At 66.8% G+C, this 13,819-nt stretch carries 11 protein-coding genes; 2 read left to right on the top strand and 9 right to left on the bottom strand.

The genetic code is table 11. The features are described from left to right. Positions 1 to 36: 36 nt before the first annotated feature. Both KG104_RS04945 and KG104_RS04940 read right to left on the bottom strand, forming a co-directional pair. Complete coding sequence (locus KG104_RS04945) at positions 37 to 1,692, bottom strand: TIGR01906 family membrane protein (RefSeq protein WP_237688670.1); 1,656 nt, start codon at positions 1,690 to 1,692, stop codon at positions 37 to 39. Between the two features lie 182 nt (positions 1,693 to 1,874). After that, a complete protein-coding gene (locus tag KG104_RS04940; protein ID WP_207347439.1) occupies positions 1,875 to 2,870 on the bottom strand; it encodes a stage II sporulation protein M in 996 nt (331 codons plus the stop codon). A gap of 65 nt (positions 2,871 to 2,935) precedes the next feature. On the opposite strand from KG104_RS04940, the gene KG104_RS04935 reads away from it, so the two are divergent. Then, the gene (locus KG104_RS04935) at positions 2,936 to 3,739 is read left to right on the top strand and encodes an RDD family protein (protein ID WP_104161692.1); all 804 of its coding nucleotides are present in this window, start codon (positions 2,936 to 2,938) and stop codon (positions 3,737 to 3,739) included. Between the two features lie 48 nt (positions 3,740 to 3,787). Here the strand turns inward: KG104_RS04935 and KG104_RS04930 are convergent, their stop codons facing one another. The 4 genes from KG104_RS04930 to KG104_RS04915 form a co-directional block, all read right to left on the bottom strand. Beyond that, positions 3,788 to 5,032, bottom strand: coding sequence for a L,D-transpeptidase (locus KG104_RS04930; protein ID WP_207347438.1), 1,245 nt, complete (start codon positions 5,030 to 5,032; stop codon positions 3,788 to 3,790). Between the two features lie 135 nt (positions 5,033 to 5,167). Next, the gene (gene ahcY / locus KG104_RS04925; protein WP_207347437.1) at positions 5,168 to 6,646 is read right to left on the bottom strand and encodes an adenosylhomocysteinase; all 1,479 of its coding nucleotides are present in this window, start codon (positions 6,644 to 6,646) and stop codon (positions 5,168 to 5,170) included. A gap of 33 nt (positions 6,647 to 6,679) precedes the next feature. Further along, positions 6,680 to 6,862, bottom strand: a complete 183-nt coding sequence (locus KG104_RS04920) for a Trm112 family protein (protein ID WP_207347436.1) — start codon at positions 6,860 to 6,862, stop codon at positions 6,680 to 6,682. Between the two features lie 100 nt (positions 6,863 to 6,962). Beyond that, entirely contained in the window at positions 6,963 to 7,343 is a 381-nt protein-coding gene (locus tag KG104_RS04915; RefSeq protein WP_104055197.1) for a DUF3499 domain-containing protein, read from the bottom strand. Positions 7,344 to 7,591: 248 nt separating this feature from the next. Here KG104_RS04915 and KG104_RS04910 point away from each other — a divergent pair, with 248 nt between their 5' ends. Continuing rightward, positions 7,592 to 7,981: a metallopeptidase family protein gene (locus tag KG104_RS04910; RefSeq protein ID WP_237686987.1), complete on the top strand. Its 390-nt coding sequence runs from the start codon at positions 7,592 to 7,594 to the stop codon at positions 7,979 to 7,981. 45 nt (positions 7,982 to 8,026) lie between these two features. On the opposite strand, the gene KG104_RS04905 is transcribed toward KG104_RS04910, so the two are convergent. Genes KG104_RS04905 through KG104_RS17990 form a run of 3 tightly spaced genes read right to left on the bottom strand, consistent with a single transcriptional unit; the run spans position 8,027 to position 13,802 of the window. Further along, on the bottom strand, positions 8,027 to 9,736 hold the full coding sequence (locus tag KG104_RS04905) for a DUF5719 family protein (RefSeq protein ID WP_207347435.1): 1,710 nt from the start codon (positions 9,734 to 9,736) through the stop codon (positions 8,027 to 8,029). Next, the gene (locus KG104_RS04900; RefSeq protein WP_237688707.1) at positions 9,736 to 13,272 is read right to left on the bottom strand and encodes a glycosyltransferase family 2 protein; all 3,537 of its coding nucleotides are present in this window, start codon (positions 13,270 to 13,272) and stop codon (positions 9,736 to 9,738) included. The genes KG104_RS04905 and KG104_RS04900 overlap by 1 nt, the downstream gene beginning before the upstream one ends. Continuing rightward, on the bottom strand, positions 13,272 to 13,802 hold the full coding sequence (locus KG104_RS17990) for a WhiB family transcriptional regulator (protein WP_104055193.1): 531 nt from the start codon (positions 13,800 to 13,802) through the stop codon (positions 13,272 to 13,274). The genes KG104_RS04900 and KG104_RS17990 overlap by 1 nt, the downstream gene beginning before the upstream one ends. Positions 13,803 to 13,819 lie beyond the last annotated feature (17 nt).

Here is a 13,819-nt window from a genome sequence, read left to right as displayed (position 1 = left end):
GCTTTTTTATTCGGTGTCCGAAGTACCGCCGGTCTGCTAAACCGCTTCCAGCGACTCGAGGTAGCGGCGGCGGGCCTCTTCCTGCTTGCGGCGGGAGCGTTCCCGGCGGGCCTTGGTGGGCCAGGCTGCGATCAGCACCACGATGCAGGTCAGCAGCACCAGTCCGGCAATGGCGATGCCGGCGTCCATCCAGAACTGGGCGGGGAAGAGGCGGATCAGGGTGTCATCCATGCGGAACGTCCAGTTGCCGTTGGCAAAGAAGATGGTGTGCACCTGGGTGAAGAAGCTTTCCCAGCCCAGCACGGCCGTCACAATCAGCGCACCGACCAGGACCAGCGTCACCACTGAACCGGAGAACAGTGCACGCCGGATTCCGCCGGGGCTGCGCTTCGCCAGGTAGATGCAGGCCAAAAGACTCAGCACCGCCATGGCGAGGGCCGTCACGAAGGCAACGGTCAACACGGTTTTGACGTCCGCCATATGGCTGACTTCGCTTTCCAGATACAGCGGTTCACCGCTGGCCATCACCAGGTCACCGAGGTAGCGGGCACCGGAGAAGTTCAGCAGATAGTCCACGGCATAGGAGCCGTATGTCATGCGGTCATCCGTGGAGAAACCGTAGCTGTCGGCAGGGAACCCCGGCCGGTGGTACTCGACCCAGAGGAACAGCGGGGTGGCCACCGCCCGGATGGCTGCCGCCAGCAGCATCACCGGGAAGAACACCGCAATCATGACCTGCAGGATGCGGGCCAGCACGGGCTTGGCCGCTCCGGCACGTTCGCGTTCCTCGGCCCGGCGCCGGATTTCCTCTTCGGAGATCTCGTCTTCGGCCGGACGGTCCGCCTGTGCGGCCGTGTTGTTGCTGTCAGCACTGTTGCTTTCCCCGCTGCCGGTCCCGGCAGCGGCGGCTCCCGCAACAGGAATGGCGGCTGTGGCAGTGGTAAAGGCGGTGCTTCCGGACGCAGTCTCCTGAACCGGCGCAGTCTCCTGGTCCGGCACAGTCTCCTGAACCGACGCAGTCTCCTGGGTCAAGGCGGGATCCTGGTCCGGCACCGTCTCCTGGTCCGGCACCGTATCCGAAACCGGTTCTGTCGCCGATTCCTTTGCTGCGGCGCTGTCATCGAGGTGCGGGGCCGAAGCACCGGCGCTGACGGGGGTGGTCTCCGGCGACTCGTCCGGGTCTGTGTCACTGGCCGGAGCGGGGGAGCTGTCCTGTGCCGTGTTGTTCCCGGCGGAGGGCACCTCGGCGTCGATGCGGCCCGCCTGTTCCCGCTCCTCATCGCTGAGGTCCCCGTAACCGCTGACGTTGGGCATGGTGCTTGCCCGCCGCATCGGCAGGGTGCTGCGCTGGGCGAGGGAAGGATGGCCGCCAGGGACAACGTTGGCGCTGGGAGTTCCTGCCGCCTCGGCAAAGGCAGCTTCCCAGTCATCATGATCGAGTCCGGCATCGTGCTGGTCCGGTTCGGAATCCCGGGATGCGGGAGAACCTGCGGCGTCAGCGGCACCCGTTGCACCGCCGTCGGGCGCAGCGTCTGCATCCGTACCGGCCGCGTGGTCGCCGCTCACGATGGTCTCGCTGGCGTCACTGAGCCGGCTGCTCTCCTCGGCGGCCTGATCAGTGCGGTGCTTCTCGGGTTCGGCGGAGCCTCCGGGCGTGGGGTGTTGCTGGGGGGTATCGTCCTGGCTTGCCACTACTTCCTCTTTCACTTCCCTGGCCTGTTGGTTCTGGCCTGTTTGCGGATACCGATGGACTTTTGCGGTTCCATTCTTCTTCGACCCTACCGGGCAGGCACGTAAGGAACGGCGCCGCCACCCCGGGTTCAGGGAGACTCAATCCGACTGTTACCTTCGGACCGCCGGAGCGCAGGACCCGGTCAGGCGGTCCGCAGTACGTCACCGCTGTCGCGCCGGGACAAATCGCCGCGGTGACCCATCCGGTAGGCCCGGCCGCCCAAGACCAGCGTGTACGCCCAGTAGGCGCAGAACAGGACAGCTCCGATACCGATCCGCAGCCAGGCGGGCAGCGGCGACGCCGTCACGAAGCCCTCGACCAAACCGGAAAGGAACAACACGATGACCAGGCCCAGGGCCACGGTGAACAGCGAGCGCCCTTCCGCCGCCACGGACACCGCGCGGGTGCGCCGTCCCGGAGCAACCCAGGCCCAGAAAATCCTCAGTCCCGCGGCCACCGCGATGAAAACGGCCGTCAGCTCCATGAGTCCGTGGGGCAGGATGTAGCTGAAAAAGACGTCCAGTTTCCCGTACGCGGCCATAGTCCCTGCGGCTATGCCAACGTTCAGGGCATTTTGGTACAGGATGAACGGTCCCCAAATGCCGGTGATGCCGAACGCGACAGCCTGCAGGGCAATCCAGGCGTTGTTGGTCCAGACCTGTCCCGCGAAGGAGGCAGCCGGGTTCTCCGAGTAGTAACCGGCGAAGTCCTCTTCAACATACCGCCGGACTTCCGCATCAGAGCCCAGGGCCGCGGCAATGACTCCGGGGGTGTTCGCTGCCCAGATTCCAAAAAGCCAGGACACTGCAATGAACGCCGCTCCCACGGCAACGGTCAGCCAGCGGACACGGTAAAAGCCGGCAGGCAGTGCAACCACGAAAAAGTACGCCAGGTCCTCGGCAACGTTGGACCGTGCGCCGGTGAATCGGGTTCGTGCCCGGGACAGGCGCGTGGACAGCGCAGCTGAGAGCGCGCCTTCCGGAGCCACCGAGCGGACCATGGACAGGTGTGCCGAGGCCCGCTGGTAGAGGCGCAGCAGCTCATCGGCTTCCTCCCCGCTGAGCCGGCGCCGGGCGGCAAGCTCATCCAGCCGCAACCAGTCAGGGGCATGCACTGCGCTGAACGCTTCCATATCCACGGTTACACCCTAGCGCTGGGTACAGTGGAGTACCCAGCACCAGTATTCGGACGAGAGGACCGCCCGTGAGCTCCATCGTCACCGGAGAGGCCGTTGTCCTGGAACTGCGTCCGGCATCCTTCGCGGCACGAGCCCTGAGCTCCATCATCGATGTGACGGCCCAGTTCGTTGTCCTTCTCGGGCTGCTGCTGCTCTTCGGCCAAACCCTGGGCGAGTCCGTTGATCCCGCTCTGGGACAGGCACTGATCCTGGCGATCGTGGTCCTGGTCCTGATCGGCGTGCCCGTGACGGTGGAAACGCTGACCCGCGGCAAGTCGCTGGGACGCCTGGCCATGGGACTGCGGATAGTGCGCGACGACGGCGGGGCGGTGCGCTTCCGCCACTGCTTCATCCGCGGCATGGCTGCGGTCCTGGAAATCTACATGTCCGCGGGATCGGTGGCGTTCATCGCGGCCATGTTCAACGAGAGGTCCAAACGGCTCGGGGACATGATGGCCGGAACGTACGCGATGAGGGAACGGGTCACCGCTCCCCCGCCAGCTCAGGTTCAGATGCCGCCGTGGCTGCGCGGCTGGGCGCATCTGGCGGACATGGGACGCTTTCCCGACGCCCTGTCCCGCAGGGTGTCCCGCTTCCTGTCCCAGGCCTCCCGGCTCTCAGCCCCGGCACGCGCCGCCCGCGCCGCAGAACTGGCCGACGAGGTCTCGGCCTTCGTTTCCCCCCAGCCCCCGCCCGGCACCCGGGCCGAGGACTTCCTCAGCGCCGTGACGGCTGAGCGCCGGGACCGCGATTATGCCCGGATGTCCAGGCAGCGCGAACAGACCGAACGGGTGGCCCGGCGGCTGCACCGGCTGCCGTTCGAGCAGTAGGATTCTTCCGGCATCCTGCCGGCAGAGTGCTCCACCGGGCAGGTTGGGTTACTGCTTGGGCTGGCTGACCCACTCGGCCCACGGCAGGTTCCAGTCCCCAAACCCGTCCCACACGAACATGGGTCCGTAGCCGGTGTTCAGCACCTGGACCACGTCACCGGCGTCGAAATTGTCGTAGATGTATTTGGCGCCCTCGGGACTCATGCCGATGCAGCCGTGCGAAACATTGGACACGCCCAGCACCGGCTGGGCGGACGGCAGGGCTTCGTGGATGAAAGCGCCGCCGTTGGAGATGCGGGAGGCGTTGTGGGCGGTGACCGGCTCGTAATAGTGTTCGTCGCCGGGCTTCAAACCAATGGATTCCGCGCGGAACGGGATGGACTCATGCTGGTCCATGATCACGTGGTAGCCGATAGTGGACGGCCAGTCCTCGGTGCCCAGCGTAACCGGGAAGGTCCTGGTGAGCTGCCCGTCGATGTACACACGCATCATCTTGTCCGCGTTGTCCACCACGGCCAGCCGGTTGTTGTGGGTGCTGAAGCTGGCGGTCTCATTGAAGTTGCCGATCATGCCGTTGCCGAAGTCCACGCCGAGCAGCTTCATGTCCACGGTGATGGTGCTCTGCGGAGCCCAAAATTCTTCGGCCCGGTAACGGACTTTGGTGTCGCTGATCCAGTAGAAGGCCCCTACCTGGCCGGAGGTGGAGGTGACCGTGATGGCCTTTTCCACGGCCTGCTTGTTCAGGACCGGTTCGCTGAAGCTGAGCTCCAGCGGCTGGCCGGTGCCCACCACTGATCCGGACTGCGGGTACATGACCGCGTTGGCCTCATTGGCGGTGGAGACGGTGGTGAACTTCCGGGTTTGGGTACTGGTGTCGCCGTTGGCATCGGCGAGGGTGAAGGTCAGGGCATAGGGCGTGTTGAAGGCCAGGGTCCCCGTGGCAGTCCACGTGGTTCCGTCGGCGCTGAGTTCGCCGGGGACCGGTTCGCCGCCGGAAACCGGAGCCAGCTTTGCTGATTCCACGGTCCCCTGCTCCACGGTAATGGCCGGCACGGAGATCGGGTTCACTTCCACCGCGTCCGCCTCCGGAGTGACAACGGCCACCGGCTCGGGAACGGCAGGCTTGGATTCCGCGGCCTTTGAGGCCTGCCCGGATGCTCCCGACCCGCTGCTTTGGACGTCTTCAGCGACGAACGAACACGACGTGAGCGCACCGCCTCCGCCCAGAAGAAGCGTCCCTGCGAGCAAGGGACCGATGATCCAGCTCCTGCGCTTTGTTGTGCCCTGTGCCATAACTGCTAACCAATGCTTCCCGGTGCTCTTGACAGATGTTGGAGCGACCATAGCTCCCCCTGCGTCATTTTACGGTAAGGGCGGCGTTAACGGTGCCACATCGTTGCCTGTCCTGACCCGGCGCGGCACCGGAGCTTAGTAGCGGTAATGGTCGGACTTAAACGGTCCCGCCACGTCCACGCCCAGGTATTCCGCCTGGCTCTTGCTCAATTCAGTGAGTTCGACGCCGAGAGCATCCAGATGCAGGCGCGCAACCTTTTCGTCCAGCACCTTGGGCAGCACGTACACCTGGTTGGCGTAGCCGCCGTCCCGAGGTGACTTGCCGTGCTTGGTGAACAACTCGATCTGCGCGATGGTCTGGTTGGCGAAGGAATTGCTCATAACAAAGGAGGGGTGGCCGGTGGCATTGCCCAGATTCAGCAGGCGGCCCTCGGAAAGCACAATGATGCTGCGCTGCTCGCCGGTGCCCCCGTCAAACACCCATTCGTGCACCTGCGGCTTGATTTCCACCTTGCGGATCCCGGGGGTCCTGGCCAGGCCGGCCATGTCAATCTCATTGTCGAAGTGGCCCACGTTGCCCACGATCGCCTGGTGCTTCATCTTGGCCATGTGGGAGGCCATGATGATGTCCTTGTTGCCAGTGGCGGTGATGAAGATATCGCCCTGGTCCAGGACGGATTCCAGCTTCGCCACCTGGTAGCCGTCCATCGCGGCCTGCAGCGCGCAGATCGGGTCGATCTCCGTCACGATCACGCGCGCGCCCTGCCCGCGCAGGGCCTCGGCGGCACCCTTGCCGACGTCGCCGTAGCCGCAGATCACAGCCACCTTCCCGCCGATCAGGGTGTCGGTGGCGCGGTTCAGTCCGTCCGGCAGCGAGTGGCGGATGCCGTACTTGTTGTCGAACTTGGATTTGGTGACCGAGTCATTGACGTTGATGGCCGGGAACAGCAGCTTGTCTTCAGCGGCCAGCTGGTACAGGCGCAGGACGCCGGTGGTGGTTTCCTCCGTCACGCCGCGGATGCCTTTGGCGGTTTCGGTCCATTTGCCCGGGTTTTCGGCCAGGGAGCGGCGGAGCATGTCAAGGATGACCGTGTACTCGTAGGAGTAGTCGGCGTCGCCCTCCCGGGGGTTCTCCGGCACCGCACCTGCGGCCTCGAACTCCACGCCCTTATGCAGCAGCAGCGTGGCATCGCCGCCGTCGTCCAAGATCATGTTGGGTCCGCCGGAACCCTCCGGCCAGGTGAGGATCTGCTGCGCGGTCCACCAGTACTCTTCCAAGGACTCGTTCTTCCAGGCGAAAACGGGGACACCTGCCGGGTCCTGGGGGGTGCCGTTTCCCACCACGACTGCCGCGGCCGCTTCATCCTGGGTGGAGAAAATGTTGCAGGAAGCCCAGCGGACTTCGGCGCCCAGCGCGGTGAGCGTTTCGATCAGTACTGCTGTCTGCACCGTCATGTGCAGGGAACCGGCAATGCGGGCGCCTGCCAGCGGCTGGCTGGGGCCGTATTCACGGCGCAGGGCCATCAGTCCGGGCATTTCGTGTTCGGCCAGGCGAATCTGGTGGCGGCCGGCTTCAGCGAGGGACAGGTCGGCGACTTTAAACTCGATGCTCACGCGGTGGAATCCTCACTCTGAAGTGTCGGAAGCTTAGCCGTCCCGCACTGCCGAGGGGGCCAGTAATACGGGGATGCCTTCCTCCAGGACGTAATGGACGAGATTACCGCTGGCATCGGGGGCAGTCGAGACCAGTCCCGTTTCATCCTGCTCCAGCGCGGAGCCGGTCACGGGACAGCGCAAAACCGCCATCAGATCGGCAGTGAGTTTAACCATGGATTGCAGCACTTCCTTGGGATACGTCGATGCCGTGCCTGAGAGTAAGAACGCGGCGCTGGCCCCCAGACTATCCCTTTAGGATGCGGCAGTGCAGGTGTCAGACCTCTTCGCGCAGGACCCGCAGGTGGGAGCGCCGGGCGCCGGGGGTCTCTGCCGGGGGTTCCAGGGCGTGCTTGCCGGCGCGCTTGGGTGCCTCCGCTGCAGGCTTTTCGGCGGCTTCCCGCACGGCATCCACGAGTGCGGACAGATCGTCGCGGCTGGGAGTGCGCGGCTGTCCGGCGAGATCCAGGCGGACCACTTCCCATCCCAGCGGCACCGTCAGCCGGGCGGCGTGAGCGTTGCACAAATCGTAACAATGGGGTTCGGCGTACGTTGCCAGCGGTCCCAGCACCGCGGTGGAATCGGCGTACACATACGTCAGGGTGGCAACAGCTGCCTCTCGGCACGCTGATCTTGAGCACAGTCGTAAGGATTCCACGGAGGATCACTTTACCTGCCGGAGGCACCCGCAGCGGGCAGGCTCGCCGGGAAGACGAGGTCCCATTAACAGTGCCTCCCGGCGGGTACAGCCGTTACAGTACTTGTATGTCCACCGGACCAACTCTCAGGGTGTATCTCGGCCCCGGCGAAGAGCCGTCCGGAAACGGGCCGGCTGATGCCGTTTCCTCCGGGGCGGCTAACCCGCGCCCATTTCGGAGCCGACGCCGAAACCGGCATGGACGCGGCTTGCGCGGTGAGCTTATTCCGGCGCATTTGGCCGGTTTCCGCTCCCGTTCGGAGCGCTTCGACACCTGGGTGCTGGAGTCCGCGCAGCGCCTGGAACGGCTGTGGGGCGAGAGCATCCAGTCCTATCAGTTTGTGGTGCAGGACATCCCCCCGGGACTCGAAGAACTGGCAGCTACCCGCGGGAACATTCCGTTCGGTGCAGGCACGCCCGCAGCGGGACCAAAGCCGGCCGTCATCACGGTCTACCGGCATCCGATCGAATCCGCAGCCCGGGGCCTGGTGCCGGTCAGCGAACTGATCCACGACGTCGTGGTGGAACAGCTGGCCACACTCATTGGCATGGATCCCGAAACCGTGGACCCCACCTACGGCCGTTTCCGCCCGCTGTAGCCGGCACCGGGCGCCCGCAGGGCACCGGCAGGGCACCAGCCAGGCTTAGTAGCCCAGGCTCACCGGAACCGAGGTGCCGCCGATGTTCCCCTTGGGCAGCGGCAGCACCGAAACGCCGTCGTCCTTACCCGTGAGGACCTGGGCACCGTACACCGGCTCGCCGGTGGTGCTGATCAGCACTGCCGCAAGACCTGACCCGACGCTCTGCGCCGGGATGGTGACCGTGGACCCCTCCGGCACCGAGACAATCTGCTCCTCGGTGAGGCTGCCGTCCCTCGCGACGCCGGTCAGCCGCACTTCAGCCGCACCGGCCGGGGCAGCAAAACTCAGCACGGATGTGATGTCCGCGGGCAGCACCGCCAAATGTTCATTGCCCAGGCGCTCTCCCGACGGCGCGACGGCCAGGTCCACCGGCGCGTCAGGCTTGCTGCCCCGGCTGGACACGGTGCCGGCAACCACCGACACATCGGCTGTAACCTCCACCGAGTATGTGCCTTCGGGCAGCGAGTCCAGGGGAAGCTGCCCCACGCTGCCGGCAGGAACGGTGAAGACTCCCCCGCCCGGCAGGGAAACGTCTCCGTCCTTGCCCAGGATCCGCACCGACACCACACCGTTGGTGCTGCCGGGAACGGCCACCTGGAGCACCGGGGCCGCTGATTCATACCCGCGCTTGGCGGTCAGCGCCTTGGTGGCTGCGGGGCTCTGGATGCGGACACCGCTGATGACCTGCTGCGGCGACGCCGCGGCTGACGGCTGGATCAGTTCCACGCCTCCGGGTGTCAGTCCCCGCAGGAGGCTCTGCTGCACCATTGCCGTGACCGGTCCGCCGGAACTGCGCACCCGGACCGCCAATCCGGGGTCATTCGCCGCCAGGCCGGCCAGGACAATTGCTTTGGTTGCGCCGGGCGGCACCAGGATCCCGCGCGTGCCGGTCCCTTCCACCCGCCCCTTGGAACCGTAAAGCTCCAGGTCCACCGTGGCTGCGCTTTCCGACGGATTGGTGAGGCGCAGCACCGCGGTGGCACCCACCGTGGTTCGTGCCCCCAGAATCCACATGTCGTTGCCCGGAGCCTGGCAGTTTGCCGCGGCGAGACCCGCAAGGTCACCGTCCTCGGCGGAGAAGCCCACCACGGCATTGGCCGTGGCCTGCAGGGTGCCCGAGGGCTCGGCGCTGAGGACCGTGGCCTCAGTGACGTTCTCATTAGCCAGCACGCCCGCGCTCCTCACGCCGGCCAGTGGCTGCTCTTTCGGAGCACCGTCTGCAATGGCTTTCAGCACGCTCATCCCGTCAGCTTTCAGCAGCGACGACGCCGGAACGGGATTCCCCGCGCCACTCAGCACCACCGCGCTGAGGCTGGTCGTGGCGGATTCGGATACCGGGCTGAACTGGGGATCGGTTCCCGCAACGGCACCGGACAGCAGCCGCAGCGGCTCCGGGCAGACAGCGGTAAGCGGTCCTGCCGGTACGTCAGCCGCGGCAATCTCCACGGATCTTCCCGCATTGCCGGATTCAACGGCTTCGGAACCTGCCACCACGGCCGTTGCCGCAGCAAGGATCAGCACGGCAGACCCCGCCGTGACAGCCTGGCGGCGGCGCCGCTGCCGCCGCACCCGGACCTCGGCCCGGCCAGCCGGAAGCGGGCCGGACTTTGACGGCTCCGCACCAGCGGCAACCGGAGAACCAGCCTCGGCGGCAGCATCCCCGGCTGCCCGCTTCCGCGCCCGGCGGTCCGGGGATTCCTTCTTGCCGCTCATCAGCGCTGCCCTTCCGTTGCGCCGGATTTCCCCGAGGCATTGAGTTCCTCTGTCCGCACCGGCGCACCGGCGCCGACCGTTGCGGTCCTGGACGGTTCCGCCGGCACCGCAGCGGCACCGGAATCTGCAGTTGCGCTGCCTCCTGCAGTACTGCCCCCGTCCGCCGGATCAACCGGTCCGCTACGCCGCGGAAGCTGCCGGCCGGGCAGCCGGACCGCACCCCTGCGGGAGCGTGTGGGCAGGGCCAGCAGCACCGTCAGCGCAATAACCAGGACTTGAGCTGCCCCAAGCCAGGGTTCCCACACCGTGTCATACCGGATTTCCAGGTCCCCGCCGTCGGCAGGAAGCGTCCAGGCCTGTGCCCAGCTGTCCGCCGTTGCTGCAAGCGGCACACCGTTCAGGGTTGCCTGCCAGCCCGGGTCCGAGCGTTCAGCCAGGACAAGAGTGCGGCCTTGCGCTCCTGCGGGGATGGCGGTACGAACGTCTGTGGCCCCGGACTGAACCACGGATTCCACGGAGCCGTCGCCGGCCAGGATGCGGACCCGGGCGGTGTCCTCGGAAAGCTCCTCGGTCCCCTGCTCATCAAGCTGGCCGACAACCCGCCACAGCCAGCCCGAACCGGTTTGCCCCACCGCCGCGAGGCCCGGAACGGAATCCATCTTCCCCGCCAGCAGTTCCGCGGACGTGTCGGATTGTTGAAGGACCACGTAGCCAACACCAAGCCGGGCCAGCTCCGCACGCGGATCCACTCCGGTCCCGACGGTAATAATGGCCACGGCACGGCGCACGTCTGCCGCGGCGTCGTCGTCGGCCGCGAGTTCCTCGGCATTGACCGCACCCGTGATCGTGCGGGCTGCGTAAATGGCGGACATGCCGTCCATGGTGGTGCCGCCGTGGCGCATCAGCGCCGCGGTGACGTCGTCGTTGGCGTCTGTGCGCAGCACCAGGGTGCGGGTGCGCTCGTCGCTGCTGCCCTTGTCCGCTGCGGTGGCGGGCAGCGTGCGTTCTGCTGCCGGGGCTACCAGGGGCTGCGCTCCGTGCACGCCGTTGGTGCCTTCGGCGGTGGTGGAGCCCGTGGCCAGGGGAATGCTCCACAGGGCCAGGCCCGCCGCAGGCCCCAGGGCAAGGAGGATTCCCAGCAGGACGGCTACCGGACGGCCGGCCTGCCGGGGACGTCCGCCCGCGGCATGGTCCGGGGCTGCCCGGCGGTTAAGCAGGGTGTTTCCCGCCAGCAGCGCCGCACACAGCTGCAGGAAGACTGCGGCTGAAACCAGCGGACCGGGGAACGGCGTCACGAGTCCGTCCGGAGCTGCACCCGTGGCGACGAATGCCGAGAGCCAGCTAAGGACAAGCGCGGCGAGGCTCAGGATCCAGGCCAGGCGGGCCAGCGCAGTGCGGGGACCGGCGAAAAGAGCGGCAACGGACAGCAGCAGCACCGGGCCGCCAATGACCAGGGCCAGCACCAGCGGCCAAGGACCGGCCGGCAGGAAGTCCAGCAGGGGAAGTCCCCCGTTGACGTCAAAAGTGAGGGGGAAGCCGAGCAGCTGCTGCCACAGTGCGGCCGGATCGAAGCCCAGCGGAACCCCGGGGTCCGCGGCAAGCGCACGCGGACGGTCCAGGGTGGAGACCACCACCGGCAGGAGCAGCGCAGCCGCCGGGATCAGGGACCACCACAGCGTGCGGGCACGGCGGCCCACCCGCAGGGAGACCAGCAGCACCGCAAACGCGGCCAGCACAAACAGCGTGGGCGCGGACGCCGTGACAACGGCCAGCAGCAGCCCGGCGGCACCGGCAGCGGCCCAGCTGGATTCCTTGCCGGTCCATTGCACCGGCGTGCCCTGAAGAATCAGCCGGTCGTTGACGTTGCGCGGCGCCGTTCCCACGGCCCGCAGCATGGCCAGCACCAGCAGCGGCAGCAGGATGTGCGCAATCAGCGCTCCGAGCCGGCCTTCACCCAGCGCCACCTGGAGCGCGGGTGTGCTGCCCCAGAATAGTGCGGCCCAAAAACGCAGGCCCCGGTGACGGGTCAGTGCACCGGCGGCGAACCAGGCGCTGAGCCCGGCGAGCGGCATGGCCGTCAGCACCAGGGTGACGACGGCGATGTTGGTGTTTCCGAGTCCGGCGGCACCGAGCAGCCAGAGGACATAGTCGAAGGGATCGCCGTGGCCCGGGTAACCGGAGCCCAGATCGATCCACCAGGACGAAGCATTGGACCAAATCTCACCCAGGCTTCCGGAGAGCGGCAGCAGGGACCCGCCGGCCAGCGCGGACGCTCCGATGAAGCGGTGAAGCCCGGCCAGTGAAGCGACGAGCAGCAGCAGCGCTGCCGCGACGGCTCCCGCCCCCACCCAGGCACGGGACGGGGCAGCGAGGGCGGCGAAGTCGTGGTTGGAATCACCGCTGGGTTCCAGGGAGCCGGCTTCCTGCGCCGTTCCGGCCAGTGCCGCCGTCCCGTGTGTCTGGGTTCCGTGTGTCTGGGTTCCGTGAATAGGCGCGTCGTCGGCGAAGAGCGCCGGTTCCGCCTCAAAGAGTGACCTGCGGTGTTCGCGTACTTCCCGCCGTCGGGTGCGCAGGGCACGGACCGCGCTGCGCGGCCGGGTGCGGGTGGCTGCGGCGGCGCGGCGGGACCGGTACAGGTCCACCGGACGCAGGACAGCGCCGATGCTGGCCGCGAGCGAGCTAAAAGCATAGGCGGGGTCTTTCGCAAGCATCCCCAGGATCAGCCGGCCGAAACCGCCCAGGACTGCACCAACGGCCAGGAACGGAACCTGCCACAGCGGCGCGTGTTTGAGCCGCAGGAAGATTTCGGCCCGGCGGGAGGCCGCGGCGGTGGCTGCGGTGTTGGGCCGGCGTCCCGCGTGGCGCATCTTGGCTGCGGGGACAACGACGACGCGGTGGCCGGCCAGGCGGTTGCGCCAGCACAGGTCAACGTCGTCACCGGTGCCGGGCAGTGCCGGGTCGAAGCCGCCCAGGGCTTCCCAGACATCTCGCCGCACGAGCATGCCGGCGGAGTTCACGGCAAAAAAGTCGCTTCGCGCGTTGTACTGGCCCTGGTCCAGCTCATCGGCGTCGATCAGCGTGAGGCGTTCCGCCCACCGACTGATCGAGACGCCAACATCCACCAGCAGCCGCTGGTTGTACCAGTCGACCTGTTTGGCGCCGGCAATAGTGACCGAGGGCGCCCGTTCAACGGCCAGAAGAAGTTCTTCAAGGGCTTCCGGGGCGGGCGCCGAATCATCATGGAGCAGCCACAGCCAGTCCACGCTATCGTCGGGAGAAACAGGGGCTGAGAGTGCGCTCAACCCCGCCTGCACGGCAGCACCGAAACCGGATTTGGCCGGAGCCTCGGCAATGGTGGCTCCGGCCGGGAGGCCGCTGCGCAAAAGAGAAAGGGAATTATCGGCGGATCCGGTGTCAACGCCGACGAATTGGTCAGCCGGCCGGGTTTGTCCGGCCAGCGCGGTAAGTGTTTCGGGGAGGTACTGTGCGCCGTTGTGGGAAACAACAACGGCACAAACGCGAACGTGCGAAGGAATTAGACTGCCTGCTTCCGGAGCCGGCGGCGTTCGCGCTCGGACAGGCCGCCCCAGATGCCGAACCTCTCATCGTTGGCCAGTGCGTATTCCAGGCACTGGGACCTTACGTTGCAGGCAGCGCAGACTTTCTTGGCGTCCCGCGTGGAACCGCCTTTTTCCGGAAAGAAGGCTTCCGGGTCCGTCTGTGCGCAGAGGGCGTCGGACTGCCAGCCGAGTTCGCTGTCGTCGTAGTCGCCAAGGCCGGGCAGGCCAATCCAGACCGGCCGGGTGTCTTTCTCCGCGGGGGGAGAAAACAACGCGACGGGCGGGTCCAGGAGCTCTGTTTCCTCAGTGTCCGGGGCGAGGGCTTCGTGGGCGGCCAGGAAGGCCGTTGCCTGGTCCTCCAGGCCTGCGGTGTCCTGGCGGTAGCGCTCAGCTGCTCCCGGGTCCGCAGGGTCCACGTACCAGTCCACGGGTACGCCCCGAGCGCCGTAGCTAGCTGATGCCTGCGCGGCAATGGACTGGTCGTGCGTGTATTCTGCCTGCCCCATGGAGGTCCTCCCGGTGT

The sequence above is a fragment of the Arthrobacter sunyaminii genome, from assembly GCF_018866305.1.
In the GTDB taxonomy this organism is placed as follows: domain Bacteria; phylum Actinomycetota; class Actinomycetes; order Actinomycetales; family Micrococcaceae; genus Arthrobacter_B; species Arthrobacter_B sunyaminii.
This window is presented reverse-complemented; position numbering and strand designations above follow the sequence as displayed.